A 17,008-nucleotide genomic window follows, 5' to 3' on the forward strand; every position below is an offset into this window, starting at 1 on the left:
TCCTGCGGCCGACTCCGCCGGCGTACGCGGCGCCTGGACATTGGCGTGCTCCGGCGTCCGGTCCCGGGGGCCACCCCACCCCGGGCCCACCGGCTCACTCCCCCGGGTACCCGAGGTCGTCGGCGTCCTCGCCCTCCGTCTCCAGCGCGCGGCGCACCACCCGAAGGGCCATGCCCTCCGAGTATCCCTTGCGGGCGAGCATCCCGGCGAGGCGCCGGATCCGCTTGTCCCGCTCCAGGCCCCGGGTGGAGCGGAGCTTGCGCTCCACGAGCTCCCGGGCGGTCTGCTCCTCCTGATCGGGGTCCAGCAGCTCCAGGGCCTCCTCCACGAGGGTGGCGTGCACCCCCTTGGTGCGGAGCTCCTGGGCCAGCGCCCGACGGGCCAGGCCCCGGCCGCGGTGCCGGGACTCGACCCAGGCCCCGGCGAAGGCCGCGTCGTCGATCAGGCCCACCTCCTCGTACCGGGAGAGGACCTGCTGCGACACCTCCTCGGGGATGCCCCGCTTGTGCAGGGCGTCCGCGAGCTGGCGCCGGGTGCGCGGGCTCCCGGTGAGCAGGCGCAGACAGATCGCCCGCGCCTGCTCCTCGGGGCTCTGGGGCGGCAGCTCCGTGCGGCCCTCACGGCCGCTTCGGCGCTCGCCGCCCCCTTCCTGCTCCCGCACGGGTCAGCTCTTGGCCACGGCGGCCTTGGCCGTCGTCTTGGCCTTCGTTGCCGGGGCGGGCACGGCGGTGGCCGCGGCATCGGTCGCGTCGGCACCGGCCTCGGCAGCGGCGGTGTCCTTGCGGACCCCCACGCCCAGCTTCTCCTTGATCTTCCGCTCGATCTCGTTGGCGAGGTCGGGGTTGTCCTTCAGGAAGTTACGGGCGTTCTCCTTGCCCTGGCCGAGCTGGTCGCCCTCGTACGTGTACCAGGCACCGGCCTTGCGCACGAAGCCGTGCTCCACGCCCATGTCGATCAGGCCGCCCTCGCGGCTGATGCCCTGGCCGTAGAGGATGTCGAACTCGGCCTGCTTGAACGGCGGCGCGACCTTGTTCTTGACGACCTTGACGCGGGTGCGGTTACCGACCGCGTCCGTGCCGTCCTTGAGGGTCTCGATGCGGCGGATGTCGAGGCGCACGGAGGCGTAGAACTTCAGCGCACGGCCACCGGTGGTGGTCTCCGGCGAGCCGAACATCACGCCGATCTTCTCGCGGAGCTGGTTGATGAAGATCGCGGTGGTCTTGGACTGGTTGAGCGCACCGGTGATCTTCCGGAGGGCCTGGCTCATCAGTCGGGCCTGGAGACCCACGTGCGAGTCGCCCATCTCACCCTCGATCTCCGCGCGCGGCACGAGCGCCGCCACGGAGTCGATGACGATCAGGTCGAGGGCACCGGAGCGGACGAGCATGTCCACGATCTCCAACCAGGATGAGGTTGTCGGTGTCGACGCCGAGGGCCTTGGCGTACTCGGGGTCGAGCGCGTGCTCGGCGTCCACGAAGGCGACGGTGCCGCCGGCCTTCTGTGCGTTGGCCACGGCGTGCAGGGTCAGGGTCGTCTTACCGGAGGACTCCGGGCCGTACACCTCGATCACACGGCCGCGCGGCAGCCCGCCGACGCCGAGCGCGATGTCCAGCGCGGTCGACCCGGTGGGGATGACCTCGATGGGGTCGTTCGGCTTGTCGCCGAGGCGCATGACCGCACCCTTGCCGAATTGCCGTTCAATCTGTGCGAGAGCGGCGTCGAGAGCCTTCTCGCGGTCGGTGCCTGCCATGGGTTCCACCCGGTTTGCTTGAGTCGATCGCTTCACGCCACTGACGCTAATGCCTGCCACTGACAATGCGCCTCCACGACCGTTTCGGCTGTGGATAACTCATCAGAATGGATGTTCGATTTCCCTGTCAAGCGCACCACGCCCACCGGCTTCCGGCAGCAGGACGGGGAGGTGACGGAACCAGCCGTCCTCGTCCGTCACCGTGTCCCAGGCAGGCAGCGGCGTCCCCGCCGCGGGTGGTGCCCCGGACCAGCAGCCCGCCCGGTGCGGGGTGCAGCGGGTACGGATAGCGCTCCCGGTCCGGATCGGGCGATCCCGGCGGGTAGGTGCGCTGCCACTCGATGCCGTTGTGGTCGCTCGCGCCGAAGGGGGTGTGGAGGTACAGGAGATCGCAGAACTCCCCCATCCGCAGGTGGCCACGAGCCACTTGCAGTCGTCGGGCAGCCGCACCCCGAGCGCGGTCTCGGCGGCGTTCCGGTCACCGTGGGCGTCGACGGGCGCGGCCGGCGGCGTCACCGGTCGCGCCGGCGACCCGTATCCGCTCACGGCAGGTCCCGCCGTACGAGGGCCTCCGCGAAGGGCCTGCCGGTTCGCCTCGCGTACGCCATCCGCTCGCGGACCTCGTGCAGGGTGCGCGGCCGGTAGCCGGGCCCGCCGCAGCAGCTCTCGTGGAAGCGCACGCCCGCGTGCAGCAGCACGGGACAGCGTCCGCCATGCCGCGACGTCCATTACTTGTGTGCCAGGGCCGCCTTGAGCAGCGTGACCGTGCTCACCAGTTTGGGGAGGCCCTCCGTCTGGACCGTGGTGATGCCCCGGGAGACCTGGCCCGCTTCGTTCTTCGCGGCTCCGTCGGCGCACTCGGCCGCCCCTCGCCGGAATCCTCCGAGCGCCTCCTTCCAGTACCGCTGGGTGGCGTCGTCCGGGATCGGGTCGAGTTTCTCGGCCTTCGCGGTCCGGGCCAACAGGTCCTGGCAGGCGGGCCCCTGGACGTCGATCGTGCGCATGCTCACCTCGTTCACCCGGCCGGCGTCCTCGGTCAGCTTCCTTATCTGCGCCTCGCCCCCGGAGCTGTACCAGTCCTGCAGTTGCTCGGCCGGAGTGCTGGAGCAGCCGCCGAGCAGCACGGCGACGGACGCGACGGCCGTGACGGACACGGTGACGCGGGTCAGTACGGGGACGCGCACACGTAATGGCATGGAACCTGGAACCCCCTGGATCGGTCCGGCCGATGCTGCCAGGGACCGTCCGGGCCCGTGCCCCTCGTGATGCTTTCGTGACGGGCCGTCCGTCAGCGGGAGACCGCCGTCCCGAGGGAGTCGGCGCACAGGAACTTCGGCCCCACGTCGTAGAAGACGTCCAGGGAGGTGATCGTGAACCCCGCCGCCGTCAGCAGCTCCGGGGCCGACCTGGTCAGGTGGCAGCCGCCCAGGAGCCGCATGTTCAGCGGTTCGAGCCGTCGCTGCCGACGGCGCACGCACCCGTCCCCTTCCGGGGCGAGGCCGTGCTCGAGGAAGTGCAGGCTCGCGCCGGGCTTGAGTACGCGCCGCAGCTCGCGCAGTGCGGCCACGGCGTCCGGGATCGTGCACAGCGTCCAGGTCGACAGCGCGGAGTCGAAGCCGCCGTCCTCGAAGGGCAGCGACTGGCCGTCCAACCCGGCGCGCCGCACCGGTACGCGGGTGTCCCGTACGCGCTCCCCGGCCAGCCGCCACGCGACGTCGGAGGGCTCGACCGCCGCCACCGCCGTGACGCCCGGCGGGTAGAAGGGGACGTTGTGCCCGGCGCCGAAGCCGATCTCGACGACCTCGCCCACCAGCCCCTGGCAGACCCGGCGTCGGAGCGGCCGGGCCGTCCTGGCCCCGCAGGCGGCGTTGAGGATCCGCGGCACGACCTGATCGGCATAGAACCCCATGGCCGCCTCCGGGTCGACTGGTCGCTGCTCCCCCTGGGCCCAGCATGGCACCGCAGCCCGCTGCGGGGCCGCCCCCACGCCGCCCCGCAGCGCCCACGGGCCCGCACGGCAGCGACCCACCCGAGTGACAACCCAGGGTTGACACTCTCCGAGGTGTCAACCTACGGTTGCACCCATGACGAACCCTTCGGTGGAACCCGTTCGCATGACCAATCCGGTACGCCTCGACGACCTGATCGAGGCCATCAACAAGGTCCACACCGACCCCCTGGAGCAGCTCAGCGGCGCCGTCGTCGCGGCAGAGGCCCTCGGGGACGTCGCGGACCACCTCATCGGCCACTTCGTCGACCAGGCCCGCCGCTCCGGCGCCTCCTGGACCGACATCGGCCGCAGCATGGGCGTCACCCGCCAGGCGGCCCAGAAGCGCTTCGTCCCCAAGGCGGACAAGGAGGGCGCCGGCGGCCTCGACCCGAACGCGGGCTTCGGCCGCTTCACCCCGCGCGCCCGCAACATCGTCATGACCGCGCAGAACGAGGCCCGCGCCGCCGGCAACACCGAGATCCGCACCGAGCACCTGGTCCTGGGCCTCCTCGCCGAACCCGAGGGCCTCGCCGGGTACGCCCTGCGCGCCCAAGGGGTCGCGGCGGACGACGTACGCGCCGCCGCGACCGCCCTGCTGCCCCCGGCCCTGCCCGAGGTCCCCGACCTGATCCCCTTCGACGCCTCCGCGAAGAAGGCCCTCGAGCTCACCTTCCGCGAGGCCCTGCGCCTGGGCCACGACTTCGTCGGCACGGAGCACGTCCTGCTCGCGCTCCTGGAGCTGGAGAACGGCGAGGGCCCGCTGAGCGGCCTCGGTCTGGACAAGGCCGCCGTCGAGACGACCGTCAGCGAAGCCTTGGCAGTCGTACGCGTCGTCTCGGACGAGAAGTAGAGGAATCCGCGTCCCGGGTCAGTTCGTAGCGTTTGACGTACGCGCCGAGGAAGGCCTGCAGGGTGGCGACGGCCGGGATCGCGATGAGCGCCCCGACCGCGCCGAGCAGGGCGGTGCCCGCGACGACCGATCCGAAGGCCACCGCCGGGTGGATGTCCACGGTCTTCGAGGTCAGCTTCGGCTGGAGGACGTAGTTCTCGAACTGCTGGTAGACGACCACGAACCCGAGTACGTACAGCGCGTACCAGGGATCCACGGTGAAGGCGAGCAGGACCGGCAGCGCGCCCGCGAGATAGGTGCCGATGGTGGGGACGAACTGCGAGACCAGCCCTACCCACACGGCGAGCGCGGGCGCGTACGGCACCCCGAGGACCGCCAGCACGATGTAGGTCGCGACACCGGAGATCAGCGCCATCAGCCCGCGCGAGTAGAGGTATCCGCCCGTCTTGGCGACGGCGATCTCCCAGGCACGCAGCACCTCGGCCTGCTTCGCGGGCGGCAGTACGGAGCACAGCGCGCGCCGCAGCCGCGGTCCGTCGGCGGCGAAGTAGAAGGAGAACAGCCCGATCGTCAGCAGCTTGAAGAGTCCGCCGAGCACCGTGGCGGAGACGTCGAGCACGCCTGACGCGCTGTTCTGCACGTACTTGCGCAGCCAGTCGGAGCGCAGCACGCTCTCCTGGATCTCCAGCCGGGACAGTTCGGTGTGGAAGGTGGAGTTGATCGCTTTGATCACCGCGTCGAGATAGCCGGGGAAGCCTTCGACCATGGCGACGATCTGCCCGGCGAGCAGCGAGCCGAGCAGCGCGAGAAAGCCGACCGTCACGACGAACACCGCGAGGAACATCACGAAGGTGGCGAGCCCGCGGCGCATGCCGCCGGCCGCCATCCTGGCCACCGCAGGTTCGATCGCGAGCGCGAGGAAGAACGCGATCAGGATGTTGACGAGGAGGCCTATCAGCTGGTGGAAGGCCCAGCTGCCGAGCTGGAAACAGGCCACGAGGGCCAGTACGAGGATCACGGCGCGCGGCAGCCAGCGCGGCATCCGCGCGTCCTGCGCGCCGAGGGCCGCACCGGACGGCGGTGGAGCCGGCGGCGCGGGCGGACCCTCCGGACTCTCCGGACCGGCCGGACCCGGCGGCTGCGCCACCTGCGCCGGCGGTGTCACTCCTCGCGCCTCGGCGGACTGATCGGTCGTCTCTTCGCTGGCTGCCACGGCGCCAGTCTGTCCCACCCGCGCCCGCCACCGCGAAACAGCGCGCTGGTCAGCGCAGCGACGCCGGCACGTCCATCGCCGAACACACCGCGCGCCACACGTCCTTGGTCTCCCAGCCCGCGTCCAGCGCCTGGTGGACGGTGCGCCCGCCCAGCTCCGTCATGACGTGGTCCCGAGCGAAGGAGTCCGCATAGCCCTCGCCGAAGTGCTCCGCCATCCGTTCCCAGAAAATCGTCAACCGCATGCCCCCAGTATCCCGCCCCGGGAGAGTGCACCGCCCGCGTTCGCCCCTCCCCCGCGCACCGTCGCGTCCTACGTTGCAGGCATGCCCGGAGACGAAGCTTCCCCGCACCCCCCACAGACCCCGGCGGCCCCACTGGCTCGCGCCGAGGGGTTCATCTGGCTCACGGCCCGCGTTCTGGAGCAGCGGCGGTTCGCGTTCCACTTCCTCGGCGGGGACGCCGACCCGGTGGACACGGCCCTCGGTTCGTACCTCAACGGAGACGGAGGCTACGGTCACGCACTCGATCCGGATCTGCGCGGCCCGCTCAGCCAGCCCCTGCACACCGCACACGCCCTGCGCGTGCTGGACAGCCTGGGCCGCTGCTCCGGGCAGCGGATCGAGCGGCTCTGCCGCCACCTGACCGGGGTCTCCACCGCGGACGGTGCACTTCCGGTGGTCTTCCCGGCCCCCCGCGACTACCCGGCGGCCCCTTACCACCCCGTGCACGACGACCCGCCGGGCGAGCTCCTGACCACCGGCCCGGTCGTCGGCGTACTGCACCGCAACCGGGTCTGGCACGCCTGGCTCTTCCGGGCCACGGACTTCTGCTGGGACCGGATCGAGAACCTGCGCCACTCGCACCCGTACGAGGTCCAGAGCGCGGTGGCCTTCCTCGACGGCATCCCCGACCGGGCGCGCGCGGCGTCGGCCGCCGACCGGCTGGGCCGGCTGGTGCGCGAGCAGCGGCTCGTGGTGCTCGACCCCGGGCGGCGCGGGGAGCACCCGCCCGCCCCCGGCTACGCGCCGGGCGAGCAGCTGTTCCCGCACGACTTCGCGCGGCGGCCCGAATCCCTGGCCCGCGGCTGGTTCACCGACGAGGAGCTGGGCCGCTCGCTGGACTTCCTGGCAGCCGAGCAGCAGCCCGACGGGGGCTGGCCGGTGCAGCGCCGGGACTGGGCCCCGGGAAGCGCGCTGGAGCGGCGCCCGATCGCCACCCTGGAGGCCCTGCTGACCCTGCGGGCGTACGGGCGCCTGCCGGACGGGCGGCAGGACGGGATCAGCCGCCCAGGGCCCGTACCCCCGCGGTGACCACGACGGCGGCCGCGACCACGACCAGGAAGGGGGCGCGCAGCAGCAGCGCCAACCCGGCTGCGGCGAGCCCCGCGGCGCGGGCGTCGACGACGAGTGCGGAGCCGGTGCTGAAGGTCTGCTGGGCGGTGAGCGCGGCGAGCAGCGCGACCGGCAGCAGGGCGGCCAGGCGGCGCACGAGCGGCCGTTCCAGGGCCCCGGCGGGAACGAGCAGGCCGGCGAGCTTGACGGCGTAGCAGCCGACGACGGTGATGCCGATGGCGATCCAGACGTTCACGGGCGGCGTCCCTTCATCCAGAGCACCACGGGTGCAGCCAGGGCTGCGATCAGCACGGGCACGCCGGCGGGCAGCACGGGCAGGAAGCCGAGCCCGAGGACCAGCGCGAGGGCGGCGACGGCCCGCTCGGTGGAGGTCTTCAGCATCGGCGCCAGCAGCGCCAGAAACACGGCGGGTCCGGCGGCATCCAGCCCCCACGCCCTGGTGTCACCGATGGCCTCGGCGCCGAGCGCGCCGAGCAGGGTGGTGAGGTTCCACAGCGCGTAGAGGGTGAGCCCGGTGACGGTGAAGCCGAGCCGGGCCGACTTCCGGTCGGGCTGGGCCAGCGCGACGGCGGTGGTCTCGTCGATCACCCAGTGCGCGGCGAGGGGGCGTACCGCGCGGGGCAGCTTGAGCAGCTGGGACAGCCGCAGCCCGTAGAAGGCGTTGCGCGTGCCGAGGAAGAAGGCCCCGGCGGCGGCGGTGAACGGGTTCCCGCCCGCCGCCAGCGCTCCGACCAGGGCGAACTGCGAGGCGCCGGTGAAGACGAGCAGGCTCAGCACGCAGGCCTGGAGGGTGCTGATGCCGGCCCCGGCGGCGGTCACTCCGAACGCGAACCCGGACAGCCCGACGGCCACCCCGACCCCGAGCGCGTCGCGGACGACGGCGGCTCTGGGCCGGCCGTCGGCGACCCCGTCGGGGGTCTCCTGTATCACTGCTTGATGTTCTCCCACGCCCCGAAACTACGCAGGCCGGGGCCCCGGGTCTTGTACGTTCTTGCGCGCCCGGCCGTCGCCGGCCCGGGCCTCGCGGGCCGGGGCCGGATCGGGAAGAAACGTACTAGCCCGCCCGCTCCCGCCGGTACGCGCCCGGGGGCACCCCCACGATGCGGGTGAAGTGCCGGTTCAGATGCGGCTGGTCGGTGAACCCGACGGTGACGGCCGCCTCCGCGGGCGCCGTGCCCGCGTCCAGGAGCCGGCGCGCCTGCCGGACCCGGGCGTCGGTCAGCCAGGTGTGCGGTGGCATCCCGTACCGCTCGCGGAAGGCCCGCAGCAGGGCGAAGGGGCTCGTGCCCAGCTCCGCCGCGAGTTGCTCCAGCGACGGCGGGTCGGCCATCCGCTCCTGCAGTACGGCCCGGGCGGCCACCGCATCGGCGCCGCCCGCGCCACGGACCGTACGGGCCGGCAGCGGTCCGGCGTGCCGGGTCAGCATCCGCGCGACCACGCTCCGCAGCAGCGTGTCGGCCGCCAGCGCGTTGCCCGCCTCGGCGGCCCGGTGGACTTCGGTGATCGCCTGCGCACCCCGGGGGTCGGCGACCATGTCTGCGGTGAAGCCGGGGGTGCCGCGCAGGGTGCCGATCTCGTCGGCGACCTCGGCGATCAGCGCGCCGGACGGGTAGAGGGTGGCGTACGCCCACCCCTCGGGCACCCCGGCGCGCGCGGTGTGCGGCACCTCGGGGTTGATCAGGACCACGCTGCCGGGCCCGGCGCGCACCACGTGCCCGGGGAGTCCGATCTCCTCGAGGCCTCCGGTGACGGCCGCGATGACGTACCCGTCGTGGGCGTGGCGCGGAAAGGTGTGACGTACGTAGTGGGCGCGCAGCAGGTCGAGCCCGGGCAGTTCCGCGTACTGCCAGTGCCGTGCCCACTCCCGGCGCCCCTCGGCGCTCCCGCCCGTCCCCATCCCCCCATTCTGCGCCCCGCCCGTGTCCCGCGTTTGCCCAGGTCCGGCCCGTTGTCAGTGGCCGGGTGCACGATGGGGGCATGGCAGGCGCTGCGCTCGACTCGTTCTCCCCCGCGACCCGCTCGTGGTTCACGGGGGCCTTCGTCACGCCCACGGCCGCACAGGAGGGCGCGTGGCGGGCGATCGGGGAGGGCTCCGACGTGCTGGTGGTGGCTCCCACCGGCTCCGGCAAGACCCTGGCCGCGTTCCTCGCCGCCCTCGACCGGCTCGCATCGACCCCGCCGCCCGCGGAGTCGAAGAAGCGCTGCCGCGTGCTGTACGTGTCGCCCCTGAAGGCCCTGGCCGTCGACGTGGAGCGCAATCTGCGCAGCCCGCTGACCGGGATCCGCCAGGAGTCGGTGCGCCTGGGCCTGCCCGAGCCGGACATCCGGGTGGGGATCCGCTCCGGCGACACCCCGCCCGCCGAGCGGCGGGCGCTGGCCACCCGGCCGCCGGACATCCTCATCACCACTCCCGAGTCCCTGTTCCTGATGCTGACCTCGGCGGCCCGGGAGGCGCTGACCGGGATCGAGACGGTGATCCTGGACGAGGTGCACGCGGTCGCCGGGACCAAGCGCGGCGCCCATCTCGCCCTCTCCCTGGAGCGGCTGGACGAGCTGCTGCCCCGCCCGGCGCGCCGGATCGGGCTGTCGGCGACGGTCCGGCCGGTGGACGAGGTGGCCCGGTACCTCGCGCCGCGCGGCAGGGTGGAGATCGTCCAGCCCCCGTCGACCAAGGAGTTCGACCTGTCGGTGGTCGTCCCGGTGCAGGACATGGGCGAGTTGGGCGGCTCCCCCGCGACCGAGGGCAAGGAGGGCGGGGACAAGACGTCGATCTGGCCGCATGTGGAGGAGCGGATCGCCGACCTGGTCCAGGCGCACCGCTCGACGATCGTGTTCGCCAACTCCCGCCGGCTCGCCGAGCGGCTGTGCAACCGGCTCAATGAGATCGCGTACGAGCGGGCCATGGGCGAGAAACTGCCCGAGGGCAGGCCGCCGGCCGAGATCATGGCCCAGTCGGGCGCCGCGCTGGGCGCCCCGCCCCTGCTGGCCCGCGCGCACCACGGATCGGTGTCCAAGGAGCAGCGCGCGCTGGTGGAGGAGGACCTGAAGGCGGGCCGGCTGCCCGCCGTGGTCGCCACCTCCAGCCTGGAGCTGGGCATCGACATGGGCGCGGTGGACCTGGTGGTGCAGGTGGAGTCGCCGCCCTCGGTTGCCTCCGGGCTGCAGCGGGTGGGCCGGGCCGGGCACCAGGTGGGCGCGGTCTCCACGGGGGTGGTCTTCCCCAAGTACCGCGGTGACCTGGTGCAGGCGGCGGTGGTCACCGAGCGGATGCGCACGGGGGCGATCGAGTCCCTGCGGATCCCGTCCAACCCCCTCGACGTACTGGCGCAGCAGCTGGTCGCGATGGTCGCGATGGACACCTGGCAGCTGGATGACCTGCTCGCCCTGGTGCGGCGGGCGGCGCCCTTCGCGGCACTGCCGGAATCGGCGTTCACGGCGGTGCTCGACATGCTGGCCGGACGCTATCCGTCGGACGCGTTCGCCGAGCTCCGGCCGCGCGTGGTCTGGGACCGGGTGGCGGGGACGATCACGGGCCGGCCGGGGGCCCAGCGCCTCGCGGTCACCTCGGGCGGCACGATCCCCGACCGCGGTCTCTTCGGTGTCTTCCTGGCGGGGTCCGACCCCAAGAAGGGCGGCGGCCGCGTCGGCGAACTCGACGAGGAGATGGTCTACGAGTCCCGCGTCGGGGACGTGTTCACGCTCGGCACCACCTCGTGGCGGATCGAGGACATCACCCGCGACCGGGTCCTGGTCACCCCCGCCCCCGGGGTGCCCGGCCGGCTGCCGTTCTGGAAGGGCGACCAGCTCGGCCGGCCGCTCGAACTGGGCCGCGCGGTCGGGGCGTTCCTCCGCGAGCTCGGCGGCCTGAGTGACGAGGACGCCCGGCTGCGGCTGGTGGCGGCCGGCCTGGACGCCTGGGCCGCCGAGAACGTCCTGGCGTACCTCGCCGAACAGCGCGAGGCCTGCGGCCATGTCCCCGACGACCGGACCATCGTGGTCGAGCGGTTCCGCGACGAGCTGGGCGACTGGCGGGTCGTGGTCCACTCCCCCTTCGGCGCGCAGGTGCACGCGCCGTGGGCGCTGGCGCTGGGCGCCCGCCTCGCCGAGAAGTACGGCATGGACGCGCAGGTGATGCACGCCGACGACGGGATCGTGCTCCGCCTGCCCGACCTGGACCTGCTCTCCATGGACCTGCTCGACCACGACCCGGCCGCTCCGCACGCGTTCGAGTTCGACGACGAGAAGGCCCCGCTGGGTGCGGCCGACGTCGCCTTCGACCACGGTGACATCAACCGGATCGTCACCGACCAGGTGGGCGGCTCCGCGCTGTTCGCCTCCCGCTTCCGCGAGTGCGCGGCGCGCGCCCTGCTGCTGCCGCGCCGGAGCCCCGGCCGGCGCACCCCGCTGTGGCAGCAGCGCCAGCGCGCCTCCCAGCTGCTCCAGGTGGCCTCGGAGTTCGGCTCCTTCCCGATCGTGCTGGAAGCCGTACGCGAGTGCCTCCAGGACGTCTTCGACGTGCCCGGCCTGACCGAGCTGATGGGTGACATCGAGGCGCGGCGCGTCCGGATGGTGGAGGTCACCACGCCGGAGCCCTCCCCCTTCGCCCGTTCCCTCCTCTTCGGGTACGTGGCCCAGTTCCTCTACGAGGGCGACTCGCCGCTGGCCGAGCGCAGGGCGGCCGCGCTGTCGCTGGACTCCCGGCTGCTGGCCGAACTGCTCGGTCAGGCGGAGCTGCGCGAACTCCTCGACGCGCAGGTGCTGGAGGAACTGGAGCGGGAGCTCCAGTGGCTCACCGAGGACCGGCGGGCCAAGGATCCCGAGTCGGTGGCCGACCTGCTGCGCCTGCTGGGCCCGCTGACGCGCGACCAGTTGACCGAGCGCGGGGCGGATCCGGCCTGGGCGCAGGAGCTCGCCGCGGCCCGCCGTGTCATCCCGGTCAGGATCCGCGGCGCGGACCACTGGGCGGCGATCGAGGACGCGGGCCGGCTGCGGGACGCGCTGGGCACGGCGCTGCCCGTCGGTGTCCCGGAGGCGTTCACCGAGCCGGTCAAGGACCCGCTCGGAGACCTGCTGGCCCGGTACGCGCGTACCCACGGACCTTTCACCACGACGGCGGTCGCCACCCGCTTCGGCCTGGGCACGGCGGTGACGGAGGGCGCCCTGCACCGGCTGGCCGCGGCCGGGCGGGTGGTGCAGGGCGAGTTCCACCCGGCGGGCATCGGCCAGGAATGGTGCGACGCCACGGTGCTGCGCCGCCTCCGCCGGCGCTCGCTCGCCGCGCTCCGCCAGGAGCTGGAACCGGTCCCGCCCACCTCGCTGGCCACCTTCCTCCCCCAGTGGCAGCACCTGGGTGGAGCGCTGCGCGGCCTCGACGGCCTGGCCCGGGCGATCGAGCAGCTCCAGGGCGCCCCGGTCCCGGCCTCGGCGCTGGAGCGCCTGATCCTCCCGTCCCGGGTGACCGGGTACTCCCCCGGTCTCCTGGACGAGCTGACCACCGCGGGCGAGGTGGTCTGGGCGGGCGCCGGAGCCCTCCCGGGCAAGGACGGCTGGGTCTCCCTCTACCTGGCGGAGGCGGCGCCGCTGCTCCTGCCCCCGCCGCACCCGCTGGAGCAGAGCCCCCTGCACCAGGCCGTCCTGGCGTCGCTCGCGGGCGGGTACGGCCTGTTCTTCCGGCAGATCGCGCAGTCGATCCGCGGCGACTTCCCCGAGGTGTCCGACGTCGCGCTCTCCGAGGCGGTGTGGGACCTGGCCTGGTCGGGCCGGCTCACCAACGACACCCTGGGCCCGTTGCGCTCGCTGCTCGGCTCGGGCCGTACGGCCGGCTCGACGGCCCACCGGGCCCGCCGTACGGTCCCCCGCGGCCGCTACGGCACGCTCGGCGCGACCGTGTCCCGTACCGGCCCGCCCACGGTCTCCGGGCGCTGGTCCCTGCTGCCGGCCGTGGCACCCGACCCGACCCACCGGGCCCATGCCCTGGCCCGCACCCTGCTGGACCGGCACGGGGTGGTGACGCGCGGGGCCGTCGCCGCCGAAGGGGTGGAGGGCGGCTTCAGCGCGGTCTACCGCGTCCTGTCGGCCTTCGAGGACAGCGGCCAGGCCCGCCGGGGCTACGTGGTCGAGGGACTGGGCGCGGCCCAGTTCGCGATGGACGGGGCGGTGGACCGTCTCCGGGCCGCCGAGCGGACCCCGCCCCCGCTGGCGGCGGTGGTCCTGGCCGCAGCCGACCCGGCGAACGCCTACGGGGCGGCCCTGCCCTGGCCGGAGCCCCCGGCCGGGGCCACCCACAAACCCGGCCGCAAGGCGGGCTCCCTGGTCGTCCTGGTCGACGGGGAGCTCACCCTGTACCTGGAGCGAGGCGGCAAGACCCTGCTGGCCTGGCCCGCCCCCGAGGACCCCCGGCTCGCGGCTGCCACGGCCGCCCTGGCCGCCGCCTCCCGCGCGGGCACGCTCCCGGCCCTCACGGTGGAACGGATCAACGCCGCGGCGGCCCTGACCTCCCCCCTGGGCCCGACGCTGGAGGCGGCCGGTTTCCATGCCACCCCGAGGGGTTTGCGTATGCGTTCCTGACGACCGCAAACAGCCCCGAGTGTTTCACTTGCGTCCTGGACATGTCACAGAACGGTTCCCGAACGCCCCTCAGCTGGCCCATTCACTTACTGATCCTTTATTAAGATGATCACAGGCGTTGCATTGGCAATGCACCTTCATGGGGGAGCAGAAGAGTGAGCACCATCAGCATGCGCAACACCGCCCTCGGCGCCGTCGGTCTGGCGGTCGTCGGCAGCCTGGCCCTGACCGGTTGCAAGAACGGCAACGAAGAACTCCCGGCGCAGCCGGCCGCATCCACCCCGGGCAGTGCCCCGGCCACCTCCGGCGCCCCGGCCAGCCCGTCGACCGGCAGCAGCGGCGCCCCCGCCGGGGCGGCGGGCACCGCGAAGTCCGGCCAGGCCTTCAAGATCGGCGAGGCGGCGGAGATCCCCTACGACTACGGAGACTTCAAGGGCAGCCGGCTCGCCCTCACGGTCACCGCGATCGAACAGGGCACGGCCGCCGACCTGGAGGGGCTGAAGCTCGGCGACAAGGCGAACGGCAAGGTCCCGTACTACATCCGGTACACGGTCAAGAACATCGGCACCACGGACATGTCGTACGCCTCGGTCGGCCACGTCAGGGGCCTGCTCGGGGACGGTGGCGAGGCCCAGAGCCTGGCCGTCATCGGCAAGTTCGAGAAGTGCAAGGACGAGTCCATGCCGAAGGGCTTCACCAACGGCCAGACCCAGACGAGTTGCGCGATCGCCCTCGCCCCGTCGGCCCAGGTGAAGGTCGCCGGCGCCGAGTACTGGGGCAACCCGTACAACTCGATCAGCAACGGCAAGGGCATCACCTGGAAGTAGCCCCGCGGGGCCCGCGGCCTGCGGGCCCCACCGCCGGGCGTGACACCCCGGCGAGCCCCACGCACTCGGCCCCCACGCACCCGGCCCCGCCAGGCCCGCCCCGCCAGGCCCGCGCCGCCAGCCCCGCGCCGCCGGAGTCTCCGGCGGCTCGGACCGGTCCTGGCTGCGGCTTCGGTCCAGGGCCGGCGCCACGCGAAGCGCCTTCCCGCGTCGGCCGCCGAGAGAGCCGTGGACTCCGCCGCACCCGGACGCCGAGCCCGCGGTCCGGGGCCGGGGCCGGGGCCACGCCCTCGCCCCGCGGGCCCCGTACGGAGCCCGCCCGGGCGGGTGACCGCGAAGACCGCGAAGACCGCGAGGACCGCGCGGAGTGCCGCAGTCGGGCCGCCACGCGCCTCGCGCCGCCGACCCGCGCGAAGCCAAGGCACACCGGGGCGGGGCTCCTGGAGCGCACAATGAGGGCATGCCCGAAGGCGACAGCATCCGGCGCGCGGCGACCCGGCTCCACACCGCCCTGGCAGGCCGCACCCTCACCCGCAGTGACCTGCGCGTCCCCCGCTTCGCCACCGCCGACCTCACCGGCCGCCTCACCCTCGACGTCACCCCGCGCGGAAAGCACCTCCTCGCCCGCTTCGAGGGCGGCCTCACCCTGCACAGCCACCTCCGGATGGACGGCGCCTGGCACGTCTTCGCCGCCGGCGAGAAGTGGCGCGGCGGCCCGGCCCACGAGATCCGGGCCGTCCTCGGCACGGCCGACCACACCGCCGTCGGCTACCGCCTCCCCGTCCTGGAACTGATCCGCACTGCCGAGGAGGACCGTGCCGTGGGTCACCTGGGTCCCGATCTCCTCGGCCCGGACTGGGATCCCGCCCGTGCCGCCGCCAACCTCCTCGCCGCCCCCGAGCGCCCCCTCGGCGAGGCCCTGCTCGATCAGCGCAACCTCGCCGGGATCGGCAACATCTACAAGGCCGAGCTCTGCTTCCTGGCCCAGGTCACTCCGTGGACCCCGGTCGGCGCGCTCCCCGAATCGACCCTCCCCCGGCTGGCCTCCGCCGCCCACCGACTGCTGTCCGCGAACACCGGCGAGCGGCCCGGCCCCCGCAATACGACCGGCAGCCGCCACCCCGGCCAGGACCTCTTCGTCTACGGCCGCGCGCACCGCCCCTGCCTGCGCTGCGGCACCCCCGTCCGCGAGGCCCCCCAGGACGGCCGCCCCACCTACTGGTGCCCCCGCTGCCAGTCGGGCCCGACGCCGTAGAGCCCGTCCAGGCAGCAGGGCACCACGGGACACCACGGGACGCGGCGGCACGGGACGCGACGCGACAGCCCGCGGCAAACGCGACGGGCCACAGAGATTGACGCTCCGTCAGATTCGGTCGTACGGTCCCGGCATGCCCACACCCACAGCCCCGTACGGGCTCACCGGCCGCACTGCCCTGATCACCGGCGCCGCCAGCGGCATCGGCCGGGCCACCGCCGTCCTCCTCGCCGAGGCGGGCGCCCACGTGCACTGCGCGGACCGCGACGAGCAGGGCCTCGCCGAGACGGCCGCCCTCGTCACCAAGGCGGGCGGCGCCGCCACCGTGCACCCCCTCGACGTCACGGACCGGGCCGCGCTCCGGGCGGCCGTCACCGCGGCGGGCCCCCTCGACATCACGGCGGCCATCGCCGGGGTCATGCATACGAGCAGCGTTCTGGAGACGGCCGAGGAGGACCTCGACCGGATCCTCGACATCAATTTCAAGGGGGTCCTGCGCACCTGCCAGGAGGCCGCCCGATCCATGATCGCGTCAGGCCGCCCGGGCTCGATCGTCACCATGGCCTCCGGGGCCGTCGACGCCGCCCAGCCCGGCCTGCTCTGCTACAGCGCGGCCAAGGCCGCCGTGGTCCAGCTGACCAAGACCCTCGCCACCGAGGCCGGCCCGCACGGCATACGGGTCAACGCCGTCGCCCCGGGCTGGATCCGCACGCCGATGACCGGTCGCCACAGCCCCGAGGTCCAGGAGCAGACCGAGGCGGCGATGGTCCGGATGTCCCCGCTGCGCCGGGTCGGCGAGCCCGAGGACATCGCCCGGGCGGTCCTCTACCTGGCCTCGGACGCCTCGTCCTTCATGACGGGTCAGATCCTTCGCCCGAACGGTGGGGTGTCCATGCCCTGGTAGCCCCCGCGTTCCGGTCGCTGCCGCTGTTCCGGTCGCCCCGGTCGCTCCCGGCGGCGCCGTCGGCGCCGTCGTTCCCGTCGGCCGCCCGCAGCGCTCTGTGCCGCGCCCTGCGCACCGGGCCCGGCACGCAGTGCACGGGCAGCAGCCCCAGCCCCCAGCCGCCCACCGCCACCGCGCCCTCCACGGCCCCGGACTCGGCAGGCGCCAGCACCAGGCGCAGTACGGCCCACCACCACAGCACCCCCACCGCCAGTGCGAGGGCCGACACCGCAGGCATGTGCAGCAACCGCCGCACGG

Annotated in this window: 16 protein-coding genes and 2 pseudogenes; 6 read left to right on the top strand and 12 right to left on the bottom strand. The window is 73.7% G+C overall.

Annotation, left to right across the window (positions count from 1 at the left end):
- Positions 1-94 precede the first annotated feature (94 nt).
- The 6 genes and pseudogenes from recX to IE257_RS29220 all read right to left on the bottom strand — a co-directional run bounded on the left by recX (position 95) and on the right by IE257_RS29220 (position 3,660).
- Positions 95-661 (bottom strand): recombination regulator RecX, encoded by a 567-nt coding sequence (recX, locus tag IE257_RS29195; protein WP_189972866.1) that lies wholly within the window; start codon positions 659-661, stop codon positions 95-97.
- A gap of 3 nt (positions 662-664) precedes the next feature.
- Positions 665-1,751 (bottom strand): annotated as a pseudogene (recA, locus tag IE257_RS29200) (recombinase RecA).
- Between the two features lie 127 nt (positions 1,752-1,878).
- Entirely contained in the window at positions 1,879-2,178 is a 300-nt protein-coding gene (locus IE257_RS29205) for a hypothetical protein (RefSeq protein ID WP_189972867.1), read from the bottom strand.
- Between the two features lie 115 nt (positions 2,179-2,293).
- Positions 2,294-2,477: pseudogene (locus IE257_RS29210) on the bottom strand (deoxyxylulose-5-phosphate synthase); the annotation flags it as partial.
- A 2-nt stretch (positions 2,478-2,479) separates the two neighbouring features.
- A complete protein-coding gene (locus tag IE257_RS29215; protein ID WP_189972868.1) occupies positions 2,480-2,947 on the bottom strand; it encodes a hypothetical protein in 468 nt (155 codons plus the stop codon).
- Between the two features lie 92 nt (positions 2,948-3,039).
- A complete protein-coding gene (locus tag IE257_RS29220) occupies positions 3,040-3,660 on the bottom strand; it encodes a class I SAM-dependent methyltransferase (protein WP_189972869.1) in 621 nt (206 codons plus the stop codon).
- Between the two features lie 175 nt (positions 3,661-3,835).
- On the opposite strand from IE257_RS29220, the gene IE257_RS29225 reads away from it, so the two are divergent.
- Positions 3,836-4,591, top strand: a complete 756-nt coding sequence (locus IE257_RS29225) for a Clp protease N-terminal domain-containing protein (protein ID WP_189972870.1) — start codon at positions 3,836-3,838, stop codon at positions 4,589-4,591.
- Here IE257_RS29225 and IE257_RS29230 read toward each other — a convergent pair.
- Positions 4,545-5,738, bottom strand: coding sequence for an AI-2E family transporter (locus IE257_RS29230; RefSeq protein ID WP_229920730.1), 1,194 nt, complete (start codon positions 5,736-5,738; stop codon positions 4,545-4,547). The two genes, IE257_RS29225 and IE257_RS29230, sit on opposite strands and share 47 nt — an antisense overlap.
- A gap of 115 nt (positions 5,739-5,853) precedes the next feature.
- Positions 5,854-6,048 (bottom strand): DUF3046 domain-containing protein, encoded by a 195-nt coding sequence (locus IE257_RS29235; RefSeq protein ID WP_030010745.1) that lies wholly within the window; start codon positions 6,046-6,048, stop codon positions 5,854-5,856.
- A gap of 81 nt (positions 6,049-6,129) precedes the next feature.
- Here IE257_RS29235 and IE257_RS29240 point away from each other — a divergent pair, with 81 nt between their 5' ends.
- The gene (locus IE257_RS29240; RefSeq protein ID WP_189972871.1) at positions 6,130-7,116 is read left to right on the top strand and encodes a hypothetical protein; all 987 of its coding nucleotides are present in this window, start codon (positions 6,130-6,132) and stop codon (positions 7,114-7,116) included.
- Here IE257_RS29240 and IE257_RS29245 read toward each other — a convergent pair.
- The 3 genes from IE257_RS29245 to IE257_RS29255 all read right to left on the bottom strand — a co-directional run bounded on the left by IE257_RS29245 (position 7,085) and on the right by IE257_RS29255 (position 9,055).
- The gene (locus tag IE257_RS29245) at positions 7,085-7,393 is read right to left on the bottom strand and encodes an AzlD domain-containing protein (RefSeq protein WP_189972872.1); all 309 of its coding nucleotides are present in this window, start codon (positions 7,391-7,393) and stop codon (positions 7,085-7,087) included. The genes IE257_RS29240 and IE257_RS29245 overlap by 32 nt on opposite strands.
- Positions 7,390-8,088, bottom strand: coding sequence for an AzlC family ABC transporter permease (locus IE257_RS29250; RefSeq protein WP_372453093.1), 699 nt, complete (start codon positions 8,086-8,088; stop codon positions 7,390-7,392). The genes IE257_RS29245 and IE257_RS29250 overlap by 4 nt, the downstream gene beginning before the upstream one ends.
- 124 nt (positions 8,089-8,212) lie before the next feature.
- Positions 8,213-9,055: an AraC family transcriptional regulator gene (locus tag IE257_RS29255; protein ID WP_189972874.1), complete on the bottom strand. Its 843-nt coding sequence runs from the start codon at positions 9,053-9,055 to the stop codon at positions 8,213-8,215.
- An 80-nt stretch (positions 9,056-9,135) separates the two neighbouring features.
- On the opposite strand from IE257_RS29255, the gene IE257_RS29260 reads away from it, so the two are divergent.
- From IE257_RS29260 to IE257_RS29275, 4 genes are all read left to right on the top strand, one after another.
- Positions 9,136-13,725: an ATP-dependent helicase gene (locus IE257_RS29260; RefSeq protein ID WP_189972875.1), complete on the top strand. Its 4,590-nt coding sequence runs from the start codon at positions 9,136-9,138 to the stop codon at positions 13,723-13,725.
- A 155-nt stretch (positions 13,726-13,880) separates the two neighbouring features.
- Positions 13,881-14,552, top strand: a complete 672-nt coding sequence (locus tag IE257_RS29265) for a hypothetical protein (RefSeq protein WP_189972876.1) — start codon at positions 13,881-13,883, stop codon at positions 14,550-14,552.
- A 460-nt stretch (positions 14,553-15,012) separates the two neighbouring features.
- On the top strand, positions 15,013-15,807 hold the full coding sequence (locus IE257_RS29270; RefSeq protein ID WP_189972877.1) for an Fpg/Nei family DNA glycosylase: 795 nt from the start codon (positions 15,013-15,015) through the stop codon (positions 15,805-15,807).
- Between the two features lie 133 nt (positions 15,808-15,940).
- On the top strand, positions 15,941-16,711 hold the full coding sequence (locus tag IE257_RS29275; protein ID WP_189972878.1) for an SDR family NAD(P)-dependent oxidoreductase: 771 nt from the start codon (positions 15,941-15,943) through the stop codon (positions 16,709-16,711).
- Here IE257_RS29275 and IE257_RS29280 read toward each other — a convergent pair.
- Entirely contained in the window at positions 16,659-16,988 is a 330-nt protein-coding gene (locus tag IE257_RS29280) for a hypothetical protein (RefSeq protein WP_189972900.1), read from the bottom strand. The genes IE257_RS29275 and IE257_RS29280 overlap by 53 nt on opposite strands.
- Between the last annotated feature and the right edge of the window lie 20 nt (positions 16,989-17,008).

The organism is Streptomyces avidinii, assembly GCF_014650695.1.
Taxonomy (GTDB): Bacteria; Actinomycetota; Actinomycetes; order Streptomycetales; family Streptomycetaceae; genus Streptomyces; species Streptomyces avidinii.

Excerpts from the sequence above, each read along its gene's own strand:
- IE257_RS29225 (WP_189972870.1), top strand. The coding sequence starts at position 3,836 with ATGACGAACCCTTCGGTGGAACCCGTTCGCATGACCAATCCGGTACGC.
- IE257_RS29270 (WP_189972877.1), top strand. The coding sequence starts at position 15,013 with ATGCCCGAAGGCGACAGCATCCGGCGCGCGGCGACCCGGCTCCACACC.
- IE257_RS29275 (WP_189972878.1), top strand. The coding sequence starts at position 15,941 with ATGCCCACACCCACAGCCCCGTACGGGCTCACCGGCCGCACTGCCCTG.
- IE257_RS29255 (WP_189972874.1), bottom strand. The coding sequence starts at position 9,055 with ATGGGGACGGGCGGGAGCGCCGAGGGGCGCCGGGAGTGGGCACGGCAC.
- IE257_RS29220 (WP_189972869.1), bottom strand. The coding sequence starts at position 3,660 with ATGGGGTTCTATGCCGATCAGGTCGTGCCGCGGATCCTCAACGCCGCC.
- IE257_RS29215 (WP_189972868.1), bottom strand. The coding sequence starts at position 2,947 with ATGCCATTACGTGTGCGCGTCCCCGTACTGACCCGCGTCACCGTGTCC.
- IE257_RS29240 (WP_189972871.1), top strand. The coding sequence starts at position 6,130 with ATGCCCGGAGACGAAGCTTCCCCGCACCCCCCACAGACCCCGGCGGCC.
- IE257_RS29260 (WP_189972875.1), top strand. The coding sequence starts at position 9,136 with ATGGCAGGCGCTGCGCTCGACTCGTTCTCCCCCGCGACCCGCTCGTGG.
- IE257_RS29280 (WP_189972900.1), bottom strand. The coding sequence starts at position 16,988 with ATGCCTGCGGTGTCGGCCCTCGCACTGGCGGTGGGGGTGCTGTGGTGG.
- IE257_RS29235 (WP_030010745.1), bottom strand. The coding sequence starts at position 6,048 with ATGCGGTTGACGATTTTCTGGGAACGGATGGCGGAGCACTTCGGCGAG.